The 17,461-nt window shown below is 53.8% G+C and carries 20 protein-coding genes; 13 read left to right on the top strand and 7 right to left on the bottom strand.

Annotation, left to right across the window (positions count from 1 at the left end):
• The first annotated feature begins 2 nt into the window (after window positions 1–2).
• Both IM267_RS00180 and IM267_RS00175 read left to right on the top strand, forming a co-directional pair.
• Window positions 3–902, top strand: a complete 900-nt coding sequence (locus IM267_RS00180; RefSeq protein WP_193032437.1) for a glycosyltransferase family 2 protein — start codon at window positions 3–5, stop codon at window positions 900–902.
• Window positions 890–2,101, top strand: coding sequence for an O-antigen ligase (locus tag IM267_RS00175; protein ID WP_193032436.1), 1,212 nt, complete (start codon window positions 890–892; stop codon window positions 2,099–2,101). Before IM267_RS00180 ends, IM267_RS00175 begins: the two co-directional genes overlap by 13 nt.
• Window positions 2,102–2,124: 23 nt before the next feature.
• Here IM267_RS00175 and IM267_RS00170 read toward each other — a convergent pair whose 3' ends face one another.
• Window positions 2,125–3,081: a polysaccharide deacetylase family protein gene (locus IM267_RS00170; RefSeq protein WP_193032435.1), complete on the bottom strand. Its 957-nt coding sequence runs from the start codon at window positions 3,079–3,081 to the stop codon at window positions 2,125–2,127.
• Window positions 3,082–3,231: 150 nt separating this feature from the next.
• Between IM267_RS00170 and rfaQ the strand changes: the two genes are divergently transcribed.
• The 7 genes from rfaQ (at window position 3,232) to coaD (ending at window position 10,124) form a co-directional block, all read left to right on the top strand.
• Window positions 3,232–4,302: a putative lipopolysaccharide heptosyltransferase III gene (gene rfaQ / locus IM267_RS00165; protein ID WP_063868788.1), complete on the top strand. Its 1,071-nt coding sequence runs from the start codon at window positions 3,232–3,234 to the stop codon at window positions 4,300–4,302.
• Window positions 4,299–5,426, top strand: a complete 1,128-nt coding sequence (locus tag IM267_RS00160) for a glycosyltransferase family 4 protein (protein ID WP_193032434.1) — start codon at window positions 4,299–4,301, stop codon at window positions 5,424–5,426. Before rfaQ ends, IM267_RS00160 begins: the two co-directional genes overlap by 4 nt.
• Before the next feature lie 2 nt (window positions 5,427–5,428).
• Complete coding sequence (locus tag IM267_RS00155; RefSeq protein ID WP_064910019.1) at window positions 5,429–6,529, top strand: glycosyltransferase; 1,101 nt, start codon at window positions 5,429–5,431, stop codon at window positions 6,527–6,529.
• An 11-nt stretch (window positions 6,530–6,540) separates the two neighbouring features.
• Window positions 6,541–7,530 carry a glycosyltransferase gene (locus IM267_RS00150; protein WP_063452138.1) on the top strand — a complete coding sequence of 330 codons (990 nt, stop codon included), beginning with the start codon at window positions 6,541–6,543 and terminating at the stop codon, window positions 7,528–7,530.
• Window positions 7,531–7,596: 66 nt separating this feature from the next.
• On the top strand, window positions 7,597–8,871 hold the full coding sequence (waaA, locus tag IM267_RS00145; protein WP_003860874.1) for a lipid IV(A) 3-deoxy-D-manno-octulosonic acid transferase: 1,275 nt from the start codon (window positions 7,597–7,599) through the stop codon (window positions 8,869–8,871).
• Window positions 8,871–9,641, top strand: a complete 771-nt coding sequence (locus IM267_RS00140) for a glycosyltransferase family 2 protein (protein WP_193032433.1) — start codon at window positions 8,871–8,873, stop codon at window positions 9,639–9,641. Before waaA ends, IM267_RS00140 begins: the two co-directional genes overlap by 1 nt.
• Before the next feature lie 3 nt (window positions 9,642–9,644).
• Window positions 9,645–10,124 (top strand): pantetheine-phosphate adenylyltransferase, encoded by a 480-nt coding sequence (coaD, locus tag IM267_RS00135; RefSeq protein WP_063452136.1) that lies wholly within the window; start codon window positions 9,645–9,647, stop codon window positions 10,122–10,124.
• Window positions 10,125–10,126: 2 nt separating this feature from the next.
• Here the strand turns inward: coaD and mutM are convergent, their stop codons facing one another.
• The 4 genes from mutM to radC all read right to left on the bottom strand — a co-directional run bounded on the left by mutM (window position 10,127) and on the right by radC (window position 12,318).
• Window positions 10,127–10,936 carry a bifunctional DNA-formamidopyrimidine glycosylase/DNA-(apurinic or apyrimidinic site) lyase gene (mutM, locus tag IM267_RS00130; protein ID WP_003860879.1) on the bottom strand — a complete coding sequence of 270 codons (810 nt, stop codon included), beginning with the start codon at window positions 10,934–10,936 and terminating at the stop codon, window positions 10,127–10,129.
• Between the two features lie 72 nt (window positions 10,937–11,008).
• Window positions 11,009–11,176: a 50S ribosomal protein L33 gene (rpmG, locus tag IM267_RS00125; RefSeq protein ID WP_003024094.1), complete on the bottom strand. Its 168-nt coding sequence runs from the start codon at window positions 11,174–11,176 to the stop codon at window positions 11,009–11,011.
• 22 nt (window positions 11,177–11,198) lie between these two features.
• Window positions 11,199–11,435, bottom strand: a complete 237-nt coding sequence (rpmB, locus tag IM267_RS00120) for a 50S ribosomal protein L28 (protein WP_002436699.1) — start codon at window positions 11,433–11,435, stop codon at window positions 11,199–11,201.
• A 217-nt stretch (window positions 11,436–11,652) separates the two neighbouring features.
• Window positions 11,653–12,318 (bottom strand): DNA repair protein RadC, encoded by a 666-nt coding sequence (radC, locus tag IM267_RS00115; RefSeq protein WP_063868776.1) that lies wholly within the window; start codon window positions 12,316–12,318, stop codon window positions 11,653–11,655.
• Between the two features lie 172 nt (window positions 12,319–12,490).
• Between radC and coaBC the strand changes: the two genes are divergently transcribed.
• The 3 genes from coaBC (at window position 12,491) to slmA (ending at window position 14,856) form a co-directional block, all read left to right on the top strand.
• Entirely contained in the window at window positions 12,491–13,702 is a 1,212-nt protein-coding gene (coaBC, locus tag IM267_RS00110) for a bifunctional phosphopantothenoylcysteine decarboxylase/phosphopantothenate--cysteine ligase CoaBC (protein ID WP_107535641.1), read from the top strand.
• Entirely contained in the window at window positions 13,680–14,138 is a 459-nt protein-coding gene (gene dut / locus IM267_RS00105) for a dUTP diphosphatase (RefSeq protein ID WP_015570042.1), read from the top strand. The genes coaBC and dut overlap by 23 nt, the downstream gene beginning before the upstream one ends.
• A 121-nt stretch (window positions 14,139–14,259) precedes the next feature.
• Window positions 14,260–14,856 carry a nucleoid occlusion factor SlmA gene (gene slmA, locus IM267_RS00100; protein ID WP_193032432.1) on the top strand — a complete coding sequence of 199 codons (597 nt, stop codon included), beginning with the start codon at window positions 14,260–14,262 and terminating at the stop codon, window positions 14,854–14,856.
• An 82-nt stretch (window positions 14,857–14,938) separates the two neighbouring features.
• On the opposite strand, the gene pyrE is transcribed toward slmA, so the two are convergent.
• Together pyrE and rph are read right to left on the bottom strand one after the other, a co-directional pair.
• Window positions 14,939–15,580 carry an orotate phosphoribosyltransferase gene (gene pyrE, locus IM267_RS00095; RefSeq protein WP_063868769.1) on the bottom strand — a complete coding sequence of 214 codons (642 nt, stop codon included), beginning with the start codon at window positions 15,578–15,580 and terminating at the stop codon, window positions 14,939–14,941.
• A gap of 67 nt (window positions 15,581–15,647) precedes the next feature.
• Complete coding sequence (gene rph / locus IM267_RS00090; protein WP_013094888.1) at window positions 15,648–16,364, bottom strand: ribonuclease PH; 717 nt, start codon at window positions 16,362–16,364, stop codon at window positions 15,648–15,650.
• Between the two features lie 125 nt (window positions 16,365–16,489).
• Between rph and IM267_RS00085 the strand changes: the two genes are divergently transcribed.
• Complete coding sequence (locus IM267_RS00085) at window positions 16,490–17,353, top strand: YicC/YloC family endoribonuclease (protein WP_003860907.1); 864 nt, start codon at window positions 16,490–16,492, stop codon at window positions 17,351–17,353.
• Window positions 17,354–17,461 lie beyond the last annotated feature (108 nt).

Below are 17,461 nucleotides of genomic sequence, written 5' to 3'. Positions count from 1 at the left end.
TTATGGCTTTTTTAAGCGTCATCATTGCTGCGCATAATGCTGAAGATACGCTGCCCGCCACGCTTTCGAGCCTGCTGGCAGCAACAGACCAAGACACCGAAGTCATCATTTTTAACGACAGTTCTGAGGATGCCACGCAGGCAATAATTGACGAGTGGTCGCCTAAATTTCCGCAGGTCATAACCCGGACCGTGAACTTTCGTAACGTAGGCCAGGTCCGAAACAGTGCCGTCGCGCTGGCATCGGGAGAGTACATTACGATGCTCGACAGTGACGATTGCTTAAAGCCGCGTAGCCTGAGAGACGCAATCACCTTCCTGAAAGCACAGCGCCCGGACATGCTGCTGACGCGTTTGCTTGAGATTCGCGATCCCCGGAAAATAAGCGCAGAGTGGCGGGGATTTAACCCTATTTCCTTGTCACAGCATGAAGCAATCTCCCGTTTCTTACGCCACAAAGATTTTCAGGCGCATCTCATCGGTCAGTTTGTTCATCGTAAGCTATATGAAAACAATCCGATTCCCTCTCTGCAATGCTATGAGGATTTCGCTGTTTTTCCCGGCATGCTAATGCAGTCGAGTAAAATAGCTTATCAGCGCCAGGGCCACTATTATTATATTAAACGCAGCGACAGTTTATCGAGCGTTCTGGATGCCAGCAAAATATCTACGCTGGTCGAGTGTACGCTACAGATGGAAAACACATTTCCATCCTCTTACAGGCATCTCGTCAATTGCCACTGGTTTGATATCTACAGCAATCATCGGACATATCTTTCAGACCAACACATGGCGCTCGTTACGCAACGCGTAAAATCCATGTATACATTGTCGTTTTTCCTTTCCACCGATGTTCGTTTTAGCTACAAAAAAAGGGTTATTGAGGCGTTATGGAAAAAATAAGACCACGACTGTATCAACTGACACTCATTTTGAGCCTCATCTCTTTGATGTTGGCATTGGTTAGTTCAGGAAAACAGAGAGAGTTTTTCTATATTGCTATTTACGTCAGCATTATCGGCCTGGCGTTCGAATATAAAAAAATCACGCTGCGTCCCTTTACCATAGCGCTGCCGATTTTATTGATTGGATTACTGAACCTTAGCTGGTATCTCATCTATGAGTACCATAATCAGGGGATGAATCTTTACAGCGATTATCTCGATTCAAGTAAAAAATTAATCCTGGCGAGCGTCCTGATATTCTATATTGACCGTTTTAAATCCTATCTCGATAAAGAGACCTTTAAAAAATATTTCCTTTACGCCTCAGCTGCGGGGTTTGTACTCGCAACGGGATATGGCCTGTGGCAGGCAACGCAAGGGATGGCTCGCGTCGAGATGGCGATTAACCGAGCCACCGTTTCAGCTTATGTGTATTCCGTGTTATCGCTGGCATTCGTATACAGTCTTTACCTACAGAAGAACGTGACGCTTTACGTTGTTGCTGGTTTAACCATTTTACTTTCTTACTTCGTCATACTGCTCACGGGCACGCGCGCTGCAATGGGGCTTTATCTGCTCCTGGCGATAGTGCTGACGCTCTATCACTTCAGGCGTATTCACCTTAAATCCACCCTCATCTTTTTATGTATTGTGGCTGGTATTATCATCGTTAGCTACAAGCCGTTAATATCGCCTAAAATATCGCAAACACAGCTTGAATATCAGAGATATCAACAGGGTATTGACCGCACGTCACTCGGCGCGCGTTTTTCCATGTGGACGGTAGGTATTCAGAATGGACTTGCCCATCCGTTAGGACAATCACTCGAAGAGCGTGAAGCATGGACGCGGCAGTATATTAAAGACGGACATCCACACCTTGGCAGCGCGCTCGAATACATTCAGGTCCACCTGCACAACGAATTCATTGAGAAGTTCTCTTTGCAGGGGATCCCCGGCGTGGCGGTAATGCTCTTTTTCTTTGTTTCGATGATTGCGTATGCTCTGCGAAACAGAAATGCGCTGCTGCTAACGTCGATGCTTCTTTTGCTTTTGTATGGACTGACGGATGTCATACTGCTCAGCTCAGAAGCCCTCATCTTCTTTATGATTATCTTTGCGTTGAGTACACCTTTCTCGCAAACAAAGCAGCAATAGCAAATATGCCCGCCTGGCGGGCATTATGCTTTTTTGTACTGGTAAAACTCCGCCAGCGTCATTCCCACCGTTTTATCTGATAACCAGGTAAAGAGCTGCTCCAAATCCTGATATAAACCTTCAATCGCCGCCTCATCTTTAAACGTCGGGCTGCCGCCAGGCATAAATTCTGAAGAATGAAGCATGAACTCCACGTAGTCATTCCCCTGAGACAGACACTGCTGCGCAACCTTAATCATCTCCGCCGCGTTCCCGCCGGACGGGCGTAACCAGTTAACTGACGGAGAACGGTATTTACCGCGAAGACGATCATACCCCTGCTTCAGGGAATTCAGCCATGCCGGGTGTTTATACTGGATGCTCATCGGCACTTCGAGTAACGGGCTGTTTCCAGGACGGGAAATATCGTCTGCGTCCAGAAAGTAAGCGCGATCGGGAAAATGCTGGTAATTCGTTCCGCCACTTCCCTGAGGGGCACCTTTCGCATTTCGCCAGTTCACGCGCGGCGTGACGGAACAATCTACCTGATACCCCAGCTCAATCAGCAGCCTGGCGTAACGGCTGTCAAATGCCCAGCGCCCGGCGCGATGGCTGAGCATTTTTGTCTGGAAGGTCTCTTCCAGTAAGCGGGTCATAAATACCACTTTCTCACGCATCACCTCGTCTGAAAACTCAATCAGATAAGGCTGCCAGCGCCAGTCATCACCGGTGAGATCGTGCTCCGGAGGGCTGTTCCAGGCATGGAGATGCATCCCCACCTCACCCTGGCCGCGGGCTATGACCTCTTTAGCGAACGCAATAAATACCGGTTCGACAGCCATCTCGTAGTTGGTCAGCCAGACGGGCTTAAAGCCGAAACGTTCACAAAGCGCCTGAAACCGCGCCAGGTAGCGCGCGTTTTCCGTTTTGATCACCCGGTGGTTCTGCCAGAGATTATCCCCTTCGGTATCGATCGTGATGATAAACGCTGGTTTTTTCATAAGGAGCCCGCAAGACAAAATAGTTAGCGCTATGTTACGCACGCCCGAAAGCAGGAGTAAACCCTTCCCGGGAAATTCCCGACATTATGGAGAAAGAGTGCAAGTCGTTACCAGGTCTATTAGAATTGCCAATAGTACAACGCCGATAAGATGATGATGAATAACTTACCTGACACGCCTGATTTGCGCATTTTACTGATCAAACTTCGCCATCATGGTGACATGTTACTCACTACCCCCGTCATCAATTCATTACGCCAAAAATGGCCTGAAGCCCAAATCGACGTGCTTCTCTATGAAGAGACGCGAGACATGCTCGCCGCGCATCCGGCAATCGGTACGATCTACGGTATCGATCGTAAATGGAAGCAGCTGGGGACGCTAAAGCACCTGCAAAAAGAGTGGCAGCTGCTTCGTGCGTTGCGCGCTCAACATTATCACCTGGTGATTAATCTGGCCGATCAGTGGCGCAGCGCGATTGTCACCCGCTTCACCGGCGCACCGGTTCGGCTCGGGTTTGCCTTTAACAAGCGCAATAATGCATTCTGGCGTTTTTGTCACAGTGAACTGGTTTCTGTGGCCAGTCATCAGTCGCTGCATACCGTTGAACAAAATCTCTCCATACTGTCAGCGCTGCCGGTAGCGTCCAACCCTACCGTCACCATGGCTTACAGCGCGGATGACTGGCACCATGCTCAGCAAAAGCTGACGCAAAAGGGCGTGGGAGAAGGCTTCATCGTTATTCAACCCACTTCACGCTGGTTCTTTAAGTGCTGGGACGAAGGCAAAATGGCGCAAACTATCGCCGCGTTGCAGCAGGATGGCCACACCATCGTTCTTACCGCAGGTCCGGATAAAAAAGAGCTGGCGATGATCGATCGCATCCTTGCCGCCTCCCCGCAAACGGGTGTTGTTTCGCTGGCAGGACAGTTAACCCTGCGCCAGCTGGCCGCACTTATCGATCATGCGAACCTCTTCATCGGCGTTGACTCCGTACCCATGCACATGGCCGCCGCCCTTCAGACGCCCTGCGTGGCGCTGTTTGGCCCGTCAAAATTGACGTTCTGGTCGCCATGGCAGGTTAACGGCGAGGTCATCTGGGCAGGTAACTACGGCCCGCTTCCCAACCCTGACGCCATTGATACAAAAACGACGGAACGTTATCTCGACGCCATACCCGTTGATGCCGTCGTCTCCGCCGCAAGGAGATACCTGCAATGAAGCTTCATCGTCTGGCCATCGTGCGCCAAAAATATCGTCCGGATGGGGGAGCGGAACGTTTTGTCTCCAGGGCACTCACCGCGCTGAGCAATCAAAACCTTGAGCTCAACGTCATCACTCGCGAGTGGCAGGGCGAAAAGCAGGACGACTGGCACATTCATATTTGCGATCCACGGAAATGGGGTCGCATCAGCCGTGAACGCGGCTTCGCACATGCCGCGCGCGCGCTCTGGCAGCAACAGCAGTTTGATATTGTGCAGAGCCACGAACGCATTCCGGGCTGTGATATTTACCGCGCCGGAGATGGCGTGCATCGACGCTGGCTGCTACAGCGGTCGCGTATTCTCCCCGCCTGGCGCGCGAAGCTGCTTATGCACGATCGCTATCACCGCTACGTAATGCACGCAGAGCGTGAAATGTATCAGGCGCCCGAGCTGAAAGCCGTTATCTGTAATGCGGAGATGATCAAACGCGAAATCGTCGAAGACTTTGATATTGACGCAAAAAAGATACATGTGATTTATAATTCAATAGATTCCAGCCGCTTCGTTCCGGCAGAAGAGCGTCAGCGTGCTGTACTGCGTAAGCAATTTGGCTTACCCGCTGATGCCGTCATTTTCTGCTTCGTGGGTTCGGGGTTTGAACGCAAGGGTCTGGCAAGCGCTATTCAGGCGATAGCAGGAACATCGGCGTGGCTGATTGTAGTCGGTCAGGATAAAGCGGAAAGCCGCTATCGCGACCTCGCCCGTTCATTAGGCTGTGAGGGGCAAATCCGTTTCCTGGGGATGCAAAAAGAGACGCTGCCATTTTATCAGCTTTCTGATGGTTTACTGCTGCCGACGCTGTATGATCCTTTTCCTAACGTCATACTTGAAGCAATGGCCTGCGGATTGCCCGTCATTACGTCAGAGAGTTGCGGTGGATCAGAATTTATTGCGCAAGGCCAGAACGGGTTTTACTGTGATGCACTTGATATCCGCACATTGAAGGAGGCCGTCGTGTCCATTCCTTCACTGGCAAAAAATAACAATATGGGGCTTGCGGCGCGTGAACGCGTCAGAGAAGCAACCCCTGAAAAACTGTCAAGTGAGCTTATTTCGCTTTATCAAAAATTACTGGATTAATAATGCGCATCCTAATGATTATTGATGGTTTACCCGGTGGAGGAGCTGAAAAAACGGTTCTCACCCTCTCCAGCGGACTGACAGAACTGGGGCATCAGGTTACCCTTTTCTCCTTACGGAAGGTGTGCGACTACGCCATTCCGGAAGGCATCGATTTTCAGGTTGTGCAGGATACCTGTAAAAAACCCTGGCGGAAGCTGACCGAGATCCCGCGTCGCGCCCGTTTGCTGGATCGCGCCATTGAGCAGGCAGAACGCAGCGGTAAATTTGACGTTGTCTTCTCGCATCTGCATAAAACCGACCGTATCGTGGCGCACAGCCGCGCGCTGGATCGGGACAAGGTCTGGTTCTGCGTACACGGGATGTTTTCCTTCTCCTATTTACGCCATCGCAGCGGGCTTTCCCGCTGGTTTAAGCATTATAAAATTCGCCATACCTATGAAAACCGCAACGTTGTGGCGGTATCCGGCGCCGTGCTGCACGATCTCGCTGAAGTACTCGCTATCCCCCTGCGGCGCAAAGCGGTTATCCATAACCCCTTCGATATCCCTGAAATTCAGCGTCTGGCAGAAGCGCCCTTTGAGATGCAGGGGCAGGATTACATTATCCACGTTGGCCGTTTTCATGAACACAAGCGACACGACCGGCTTCTGCGCGCGTTCGCGCTGAGCAAGATCGACGCATCGCTGGTGTTAATGGGCAAAGGCTCTGACGCCAAAATAGACCAGCTCAAACAGTTAGCGGCTGAGCTTGGAATCGAAAATAAGATCATTTTCCGCCCGTTCGAAACCAACCCCTATCCGTGGATCAAAGGGGCTCGCCTTTTAGTGTTAAGTTCCGACTGCGAAGGTTTTGGTAATGTACTGGTGGAGTCCATTATCTGTCAGACCCCACCGGTGAGTACAAACTGCCCTGGCGGCCCTGCTGAGATCCTTACTGGCCCCCTGGCACGTGGTCTGACAGCGTTAACCGACGAATCACTGGCGAAAACTCTGGCAGAACTGTATGCCTCTCCGCCGGTTGTTGATCGCGAAACGATCGCATCGTTCGGTATCAACGCCATTTGCCAGCAATACATTGCTTTGGTCGACAACCAAAAATAATCAGGTTTCATATGCAAAATTCAGCGCCTTTGTTAAGCGTGGTGGTTGCCGTTTATAACGGTGAAGCTTTTCTCGATCAGTTCTTTACCTGCCTTGTCAATCAGCATATCGACAGTATGGAAGTCATCATCGTCAATGATGGCTCTACTGACCGCTCGATGCAGATTGTCGAAAAATGGCGTGAAACGCTGCCACAGATGCAGGTTATTGAACAACCTAATCAGGGCGTGTCCATCGCGCGTAATACCGGCCTGGCCGTTGCGACCGGCCAATATCTCTCTTTTCCGGATATTGATGACGTCTTTAAACCCGGCATGTACCAGCGTCTGCTGGATATGGCCGTCACGCAGAACCTGGACGTCGCCACCTGCAATGGCAACTACGTCTGGGAAAATAACAAAAAACCGTCTCGCCCTATCTTCCCTGAAGATAAGCTCGCCTCAACGGGCGTCATGAATGGCGCGGCATGGCTAAAAAAGGCGCTGGATTCACGTAAGTTCCTGCATGTGACCTGGCTCAATATCTATCGCCACGATTTTATTCGTCAGAACGGTTTCCGCTTCGAGCCTGGCCTGCGCCATCAGGATATCCCGTGGACTACCGAGGTGCTGCTTGCTGCGGAACGCGTCCAGTACACCAGCGAACGCTTTTACGACTACTACATACACTCCGCCTCGGTATCGCACACCCCGGATAATGACGACACGCTTATTCGCTCCGCGCGTCATTACATGAAGATCCTGAAGATGCTTGATGCCATTAACCAGCGTTACCCGGATAAAGTGAAAAATATCCCTGCCTGCCACTGGCAAATCGCCAAAGAGGGGCTGGGAATTATTCATACCTTCGACAACATGAAGGATGAGGCGAAGAAATCAATGATAATCAAAGAGTTCTTCGACACCGGGATCTGGAAGCTCATCTGGAAAAGTGCCAAAAGCCCGCGTTTGCGCTGGCGCCTGGGCCGCCGCTACTTCCGTTTAAAACGGTATCTGGCATAAGAGATAGCTTTAGCACGCTTAAATGCTTAGAATTTCCCGGCCGAAACTAAAAAAACGGATAATCGCTTGGAATTGTTGTATACCGCCCTGCTCTACATCATTCAGCCACTGGTGTGGCTGCGACTGTTGCTCCGTAGCCGTAAAGCGCCTGCGTACCGTAAACGCTGGGCCGAACGCTATGGCTACTGCCGCAATAAAGTGGCGCCGGACGGTATTCTGCTGCATTCCGTGTCAGTCGGGGAAACGCTGGCGGCCATTCCGCTGGTGCGTGCCCTGCGCCACCGCTATCCGTCGCTGCCCATCACCGTCACCACGATGACGCCAACCGGCTCAGAGCGTGTGATGTCTGCTTTCGGTAAAGACGTACATCACGTCTATCTTCCGTACGATCTTCCCTGCGCCATGAACCGTTTCCTGAATACCGTTCGCCCTAAACTGGTGATCGTCATGGAAACCGAACTGTGGCCGAATATGATTTCCGCCCTGCATGCCCGTAAAATCCCTTTGGTTATCGCCAATGCGCGTCTGTCAGAACGCTCGGCGAAAGGGTACGGCAAGCTGGGTAAATTTATGCGTCGCCTGCTCAGCAAAATCACGCTGATTGCCGCGCAGAACGAAGAAGATGCCGCGCGCTTTATCGCCCTCGGGCTGAAACGCAACCAGCTTGCTGTCACGGGTAGCCTGAAGTTCGATATTTCCGTCACGCCAGAACTCGCCGCCCGTGCGGTCACGCTGCGTCGACAGTGGGCGCCGCGTCGCCAGGTCTGGATTGCCACCAGCACTCATGACGGCGAAGAAGCGATTATTCTTCAGGCTCACCGCCAGCTGCTGGAAAAATTCCCTGATTTACTGCTGATTCTGGTTCCCCGCCATCCGGAGCGTTTCAAAGATGCCCGTGAAATGGTGCAAAAAGGCGGTTTCAGCTTCACCCTGCGCAGCAGCGGGGAAATCCCCTCAGGCAGCACGCAGGTGGTGATTGGCGATACGATGGGCGAACTGATGCTGCTGTACGGCATTGCGGATCTCGCCTTTGTCGGCGGCAGCCTGGTAGAGCGCGGTGGCCATAACCCGCTGGAGCCGGCGGCCCACGCCATCCCTGTTCTGATGGGGCCGCACACGTTTAACTTCAAAGATATCTGCGCTAAATTGCAGCAAGCCGACGGCTTAATCACTGTGACCGACGCGGATTCGGTGGTCAAAGAGGTCTCGACCCTTCTGACTGACGAAGATTACCGCCTGTGGTACGGTCGACATGCCGTTGAAGTCCTGCATCAGAACCAGGGCGCACTGACCCGTCTGCTGCAACTTCTGCAACCTTATCTGCCGCAGCGGAGCCACTGATGTCAACGCGTCTGTCGGTCGTGATGATCGCCAAAAACGCCGCCGACCTGCTTCCGGATTGCCTGGCCTCCGTTGCCTGGGCTGACGAAATCGTCATTCTCGACTCCGGAAGTACGGACAACACGGTGGACGTTGCCCGTGCAGCGGGCGCAAAAGTCTTTACCGACACCGACTGGCAGGGCTACGGCATTCAGCGCCAGCGTGCGCAGAGGTTCGCCACGGGCGATTATGTGCTGATGATCGACACCGACGAGCGCGTCACCCCGGAACTCCGGCAGGCCATTCAAACGGTGCTTGCCGCGCCGCAGCCTGGCGCGGTCTACAGTATCGCGCGTCGTAACTATTTCCTGGGCCGCTTTATGCGCCACAGCGGATGGTATCCCGACCGCGTGATGCGCCTCTATGCGCGCGAGCGTTATCAGTACAACGATAACCTTGTTCATGAGTCGCTGGCCTGCGATAACGCTCAGGTGATCCCCCTGACGGGCGATCTGCTTCACCTGACCTGCCGTGATTTCGCCAGCTTCCAGCGCAAACAGCTCAACTATGCCACTGCATGGGCGCAGGAACGCCACCAGCGCGGCAAGAAGGCCACGCTGACGGGTATCTTCACCCACACGCTGGGCGCGTTTCTGAAAACGCTGCTGCTGCGCGGCGGCGTGCTGGACGGCAAACAGGGCTGGTTACTGGCGGTGGTCAATGCCCAGTATACTTTCAACAAATACACCGAGCTGTGGGCGCTGAACCGCGGCTACTCAGAGAAAACGTGAGCCATGAGCACAAAAGCGATTTATCCGGGTACCTTCGATCCAATCACTAACGGTCATCTTGATATCATCACCCGTGCGGCGTGTATGTTCGACAAGGTGATTCTGGCTATCGCCGCCAGCCCGAGCAAAAAGCCGATGTTCGACCTGAACGAACGCGTGCAGCTGGCCACCGATGCGATTTCGCATCTGTCGAATGTTGAGGTCGTCGGGTTCAGCGATTTGATGGCAAACTTTGCCCGTGCTCAGCAGGCCAATATCCTGATCCGCGGGCTTCGCGCGGTAGCAGACTTCGAATACGAGATGCAGCTGGCGCACATGAACCGCCATCTGATGCCGGAGCTGGAGAGTGTATTCCTGATGCCCTCCAAGGAGTGGTCTTTCATCTCGTCTTCGCTGGTGAAAGAGGTGGCGCGCCATCACGGGGACGTTACCCACTTCCTGCCGGTTAACGTCCACCAGGCGTTGATGGAAAAGCTAAAGTAACCTTACTTCTGGCACTGACGGCAGTAGAACGTGGCCCGCTGGGCGTGCTTCGTGGCAATAATCGGCGTCCCGCAGGCCCTGCATGGTTCACCCTTACGGCCATAAACCTGCAACTCCTGCGCAAAATAGCCCGGCTTCCCGTCGCTTTGCAGGAAATCCTTCAGCGTCGTCCCGCCCTGCTCAATTGAGCGCAGCAATACCGCTTTAATCACTCTGACCAGCAGCTCGCACTCCTGCGCCGACAGCGAAGAGGCCAGCCGATCGGGATGGATCCCGGCGGCAAACAGCGATTCGCTGGCATAGATATTCCCCACACCCACCACCAGCTTATTATCCATCAGCCAGGGTTTAATCGGGGTCTTCTTCTTCGCACACTTCTCTTTGAGATAATCCGCGTTAAACGCCTCTGAGAGCGGCTCAGGCCCGAGATGCGCCAGCACGTTGTGCCCTTCCAGCTCTTTGGTCCACAGCCATGCGCCAAAGCGACGCGGGTCGGTATAACGCAGCACTTTGCCGTTGCTCATCACCAGGTCAACGTGATCGTGCTTTTCCGCAGGCAATTCTTCGGTGAGGATGCGCAGACTGCCCGACATGCCCAGATGGATAATGATCCAGCCGTCAGGCAGCTCCAGCAGCAGATATTTCGCGCGGCGCTGCACGCTCAGGACGGGTTTATCGCTTAACGCGTGGATCTCATCGGAAACCGGCCAGCGCAGACGCCCGTTGCGAACGACAGCATGAAGAATAGTCGCGCCGACCAGATGCGGCTCAATACCGCGGCGGCTGGTCTCTACCTCAGGTAATTCAGGCATGGTTCCTCCGTTGAGATGCAGAATGCAAAAAACCCCGCAGATGCGGGGTTTTTCAATACAAGGAGACTAAAATTATTTGATTTTAGCTTCTTTGTACAGTACGTGCTGGCGTACAACTGGATCGAATTTTTTCAGTTCCAGTTTTTCCGGCTTAGTACGTTTGTTCTTCGTGGTGGTGTAGAAGTGACCTGTACCAGCAGAAGAAACCAGCTTGATTTTCTCGCGAATACCTTTAGCCATGATTTATTTCCTCTTTAAGTACTTAGTACTTTTCGCCACGGGCACGCAGTTCGGACAGAACTGTATCGATGCCTTTCTTATCGATTACACGCATACCTTTAGCAGATACGCGCAGGGTGACAAAACGCTTCTCGCTCTCAACCCAGAAACGGTGAGAGTGCAGGTTCGGCAGGAAACGGCGTTTAGTCGCGTTCAGTGCGTGGGAACGGTTGTTACCGGTCACCGGACGCTTGCCAGTAACTTGGCAGACTCGGGACATGTCTATTCTCCAAAAATCAAATTAGCTCGAGCTTCGTATGGGGTATCGGCGCCTCGTCAGGCTTTACAGCCCGGTCATCGCATAGTTCTATTGAACTCTCGATTGCCAGGCCCAAATGCCAAACCCGAGATTCTCAAAGGTGGCGTAGTATACGCTGACTCGGCGGTGTGCTCAAGTCCCGAACAGACAAAGATCCCGATGGATCGCGAGAAAAGGCCTAAATCCAGCCACGTTCGGCAAAAGAAATGTACTCTCCGCGGCCAATTATCAGATGGTCCAGCACACGAATGTCCATGAATTGACAGCATTTGATAATACGTTCGGTAATGGCTTTGTCAGCTCTGCTTGGTTCTGCACAGCCAGAGGGGTGATTATGCGCGAGGATCACGCCGGCTGCATTCACTTTTATCGCTTCCCGCACAATTTCACGCGGATGCACCTCAACATGGCTCAATGTTCCCGAAAAAAGGCGGGTATGTTTCAGTACCCGGTTTTTGTTGTCGAGAAAGATCACCATGAAGATCTCCCGCTCCAGATCGGAGAGCTGGCTTTGCAGAAATTCGCGGGTCATGTCCGGGGTCAGGATCGGGTCTTCTTCCTCCATACGCACGTTATAAAATCGCCGGGCAAGCTCCGCAATGCCCCGCAGCTGGGCATATTTCGCCACGCCGATGCCCTCCACGTGCGTAAACGCCTCCAGCTCGGCGGTCAGCAAACCATGCAGTGAACCAAAATGGTCTATCAGCTCTTTCGCCAGCGTAAATACCGTTTTTCCCTGCGTGCCGGTGCGTAAAAAGAGCGCCAGCAGCTCGTCGTCTTTCAGCAACGTGACGCCATGGCGCAGCATTTTTTCACGCGGTAGCAGTAGTTCAGTCTCTTCCATGCCCGGCCTCCTTCTGTTTGCCATTATGCTGCCACAGGCAAATTCGGGGCTCGACGCTGACGTTTCGTTCTTGCGTAACGCCTCGCAAAGTGAATAAAGGACATCATCACCCCGTTTTAGGGATTGTGATAAAATGCCCGCTCTCTGGTGAACCCAACAGGAAAGAATCATGATGAGCCTGGCCGGTAAAAAAATCGTTCTTGGCGTAAGCGGCGGTATTGCTGCCTATAAAACGCCAGACCTGGTGCGCCGTTTGCGCGAGCGCGGGGCCGACGTACGGGTCGCGATCACCGAAGGCGGCAAAGCCTTTATCACCCCGCTAAGCCTGCAAGCCGTCTCGGGATACCCGGTATCCGACAGCCTTCTCGACCCGGCGGCCGAAGCCGCAATGGGCCACATTGAGCTGGGGAAATGGGCCGATCTGGTTATCCTTGCCCCCGCCACGGCAGATGTAATTGCCCGCGTGGCGGCCGGTATGGCGAACGATCTGGTATCGACCATTTGCCTTGCCACGCCTGCGCCCGTCGCGGTTGTGCCCGCCATGAACCAGCAGATGTACCGCAATGCCGCCACCCAGCATAATCTGGAAACGCTGGCCTCACGCGGCCTGCTGATTTGGGGGCCGGACAGCGGCAGCCAGGCCTGTGGCGACGTGGGGCCGGGCCGTATGCTCGACCCATTGACGATTGTTGATATGGCCGCCGCCCATTTCTCGCCTGTCAACGATCTGCAACATCTCAACATCATGATTACCGCGGGCCCAACGCGCGAGCCGCTGGATCCGGTGCGTTACATCACCAACCACAGCTCCGGCAAAATGGGCTTTGCCATTGCCGCCGCGGCGGCCAAACGCGGCGCGAACGTCACGCTGGTGAGCGGCCCGGTGTCGCTTACCACACCGGCGTTTGTGCAACGTATTGATGTGACGACCGCGCTGGAAATGAACGCCGCCGTACAGGCGCATGCACAACAGCAGCATATTTTTATCGGCTGTGCGGCCGTCGCTGATTACCGTGCTGAAACCATTGCTGACGCCAAAATTAAAAAGCAAGGCGATGAATTAACAATAAAAATGGTGAAGAACCCGGATATCGTTGCCGGTGTCGCCGCATTGAAAACTCATCGTCCTTACGTTGTTGGGTTTGCCGCAGAAACGAATAATGTGGAAGAATATGCCCGGCAAAAACGTACCCGCAAAAACCTCGATTTAATTTGCGCGAACGACGTATCGCTGTCCACGCAAGGATTTAACAGCGACAGCAACGCATTGCACCTTTTCTGGCAGGATGGAGATAAAGTCTTACCGCTTGAGCGCAAAGCACTCCTGGGCCAACAATTACTGGACGAGATCGTTACCCGTTATGATGAAAAAAATCGACGTTAAGATTCTGGACCCGCGCGTTGGCGAGCAATTTCCGCTGCCAACGTATGCCACCTCCGGCTCTGCCGGTCTTGACCTGCGCGCCTGTCTCGACGACGCCGTAGAACTGGCGCCGGGTGCAACGACCCTGATCCCGACCGGACTGGCGATTCACATTGCTGACCCGTCACTGGCAGCAGTGATCCTGCCGCGCTCTGGCCTGGGCCATAAGCATGGCGTCGTGCTGGGTAATCTGGTCGGCCTGATCGACTCTGACTATCAGGGTCAGCTGATGGTCTCCGTCTGGAACCGTGGCCAGGACAGCTTCACCATTGAGCCGGGCGAGCGTATCGCGCAGATGGTGTTTGTACCGGTGGTGCAGGCAGAATTTAACCTGGTGGCAGACTTCGACGCCACCGACCGTGGCGAAGGCGGCTTCGGCCATTCCGGGCGCAAATAACCACCCGACAAACACGCATCTCACAGCGCCATAATGCAATAACAAACCGCAAACGTCAGTTTGCGGGTCGCTGTGTGGTTGCCAGCCTGACAAGTGCTTATTTTCAGGGGTATTTTGTAACATGGCAGAAAAACAAACCGCGAAAAGGAATCGTCGCGAAGAAATACTTCAATCTCTGGCTCTGATGCTTGAATCCAGCGACGGCAGTCAACGCATCACCACCGCAAAGCTGGCGGCCTCTGTGGGCGTATCAGAAGCGGCGCTGTATCGTCATTTTCCGAGTAAAACCCGGATGTTCGACAGCCTGATCGAGTTTATTGAAGATAGCCTGATCACGCGCATCAACCTGATTCTGAAAGATGAAAAAGACACCAGCGCGCGTCTGCGTCTGATTGTGCTGCTGATTCTGGGCTTTGGTGAACGTAACCCGGGTCTGACCCGTATTCTGACCGGCCACGCGCTGATGTTTGAACAGGATCGTCTGCAAGGCCGTATAAACCAGCTTTTTGAGCGTATCGAAGCTCAGCTGCGTCAGGTTCTGCGCGAGAAAAAAATGCGGGAAGGTGAGGGATATACTACTGATGAGGCCCTGCTGGCAAGCCAGATCCTGGCATTTTGCGAGGGGATGCTCTCTCGGTTTGTGCGCAGCGAATTTAAATACCGACCAACGGACGATTTTGACGCCCGCTGGCCGTTAGTGGCAGCACAATTGCAGTAACGCCATCGCCGGATGGCGGCTTCGCCTTATCCGGCCTACGAACGGGTAGGCCCGGTAAGCGTCGCGCCACCGGGCAACACACTTAAACCCCGAACGCTTCGCGATACGTTTTTACCGCTGCCAGATGGTCCGCCATCTCAGGCTTCTCTTCCAGATACGTAATCAGGTCTTTCAGGGTAATAATCGACGTGACCTTGCAGCCATAATCGCGTTCCACTTCCTGAATAGCAGAGATGTCGCCGCGCCCGCGCTCCTGACGATCGAGCGAAATCAGCACGCCCGCAAGCGTTGCACCGTTAGCCTGGATAATCTCCATGGATTCACGGATCGCGGTGCCTGCGGTGATCACATCATCGACCAGCATCACGCGGCCCTGCAACGCACTGCCTACCAGATTGCCGCCTTCACCGTGGGTTTTAGCCTCTTTACGGTTAAAGCAGTACGGCACGTCGCGGTCATGGTGCTCCGACAGCGCCACCGCCGTGGTGGTTGCAATCGGAATGCCCTTGTACGCGGGGCCAAACAGCAGGTCGAAATCAATCCCGGAATCCACCAGCGCTTCGGCATAGAAACGGCCTAACAGTGCCAGGTCGCGCCCGGTATTAAACAGCCCGGCGTTGAAGAAATACGGGCTTTTACGCCCCGATTTCAGCGTGAACTCGCCGAACTTAAGTACCTGCTTGTTAAGCGCAAACTCAATAAACTGGCGCTGATACGATTTCATGGATTTGCTCCTTTCGTTTTTTCTGTCTTACAGGCAAAAAAAAGGCGACTCATTGGTCGCCTTAAAATCAATTTTCTAACGCCGCCTTCTGCGTCGTTACAATGGATTCGATACCCCCTCGGGCCAACGCCAGCAAGGTGAGCAGCTCTTCATGGGTGAATGGCTCGCCTTCCGCCGTGCCCTGCACTTCAATGATGCGACCATCTTCGGTCATCACCACGTTCATGTCGGTTTCTGCGGCAGAATCTTCAACGTATTCCAGATCGCAAAGTGCTTCGCCGTTAACGATACCGACGGAGACAGCGGCAACCATCCCTTTCATCGGGTTAGTTTTCAGCTTACCGGCGGCAACCAGCTTGTTCAGCGCATCTGCCAGCGCCACGCAGGCGCCGGTAATGGAGGCGGTACGCGTGCCGCCATCGGCCTGGATCACGTCGCAGTCCAGAGTGATGGTGAACTCGCCCAGCGTTTTCAGGTCAACCGCGGCGCGGAGCGCACGCGCGATCAGGCGCTGGATCTCCATAGTACGACCGCCCTGCTTACCCTTCGCCGCTTCACGGGCATTACGGGTATGGGTTGCACGCGGCAACATGCCGTATTCGGCGGTGATCCAGCCCTGGCCCTGACCTTTCAGGAAGCGAGGCACGCCCTCTTCGATGGACGCGGTGCAAAGCACTTTGGTGTCACCAAACTCAACCAGCACGGAGCCTTCAGCGTGTTTTGTATAGTTACGGGTCAGGGTGACGGGACGCACCTGATTGGCGCTACGACCTGCTGGACGCATGATGGATTCTCCGGCTTGAAACGAATGTGGCTGCGCATTATACGGATAAAGGACGCTTATTCCTATCCTGAGAAGCCCCTGAAAGTTATAATCCCCCCATCTCTCCTTTAAAAACGGGAATGTCTATGATCCGCAGTATGACCGCCTACGCCCGGCGTGAAATCAAGGGTAGCTGGGGTAGCGCTACCTGGGAAATGCGCTCGGTAAACCAGCGCTATCTGGAAACATATTTCCGTATGCCGGAACAGTTCCGCAGCCTGGAGCCTGTGGTGCGTGAGCGTATCCGTACGCGTCTGACCCGCGGGAAAGTGGAATGTAATCTGCGTTTTGAGCCCGATGCCAGCGCGCAGGGTGAACTGATCCTTAACGAAAAGCTGGCAAAACAGCTCGTTAATGCGGCGAACTGGGTCAAAATGCAAAGCGACGAAGGCGAGATCAACCCGGTTGATATTCTGCGCTGGCCTGGCGTGATGGCCGCCGGAGAGCAGGATCTGGACGCAATTACCGCCGAAATCCTCGCGGCACTCGACGGCACGCTGGATGACTTTATCGTTGCCCGCGAAACCGAAGGCCAGGCGCTGAAAGCAATGATTGAACAGCGTCTTGAGGGCGTGAGCGCCGAAGTGGCTAAAGTTCGCGCTCATATGCCAGAAGTGCTGCAATGGCAGCGTGAGCGACTTGTCGCCAAACTGGAAGAGGCGGAAGTCCAGCTCGAAAACAACCGTCTGGAACAAGAGCTGGTGCTGATGGCGCAGCGCGTGGACGTGGCTGAAGAGCTGGATCGTCTGGAAGCGCACGTTAAAGAGACCTACAACATTCTGAAGAAGAAAGAAGCAGTAGGCCGCCGTCTCGACTTTATGATGCAGGAGTTCAACCGCGAGTCGAACACGCTGGCGTCTAAGTCCATCAATGCAGAGGTGACCAATTCAGCGATTGAACTGAAGGTCCTGATTGAGCAGATGCGCGAGCAGATCCAGAATATCGAGTGATCCCTTTCCGGGTGGTGCTGCCTCGCACGCCACCCATTACTTTTTCTAATCCTTATTTAGCCTTACTTTCTCTCTCCCCGCCTTAAATCAAGCCTGCCCGCCGTGCGC

Source organism: Enterobacter cloacae complex sp. P15RS (genome assembly GCF_014895905.1).
GTDB lineage: Bacteria > Pseudomonadota > Gammaproteobacteria > Enterobacterales > Enterobacteriaceae > Enterobacter > Enterobacter quasihormaechei.
This window is presented reverse-complemented; position numbering and strand designations above follow the sequence as displayed.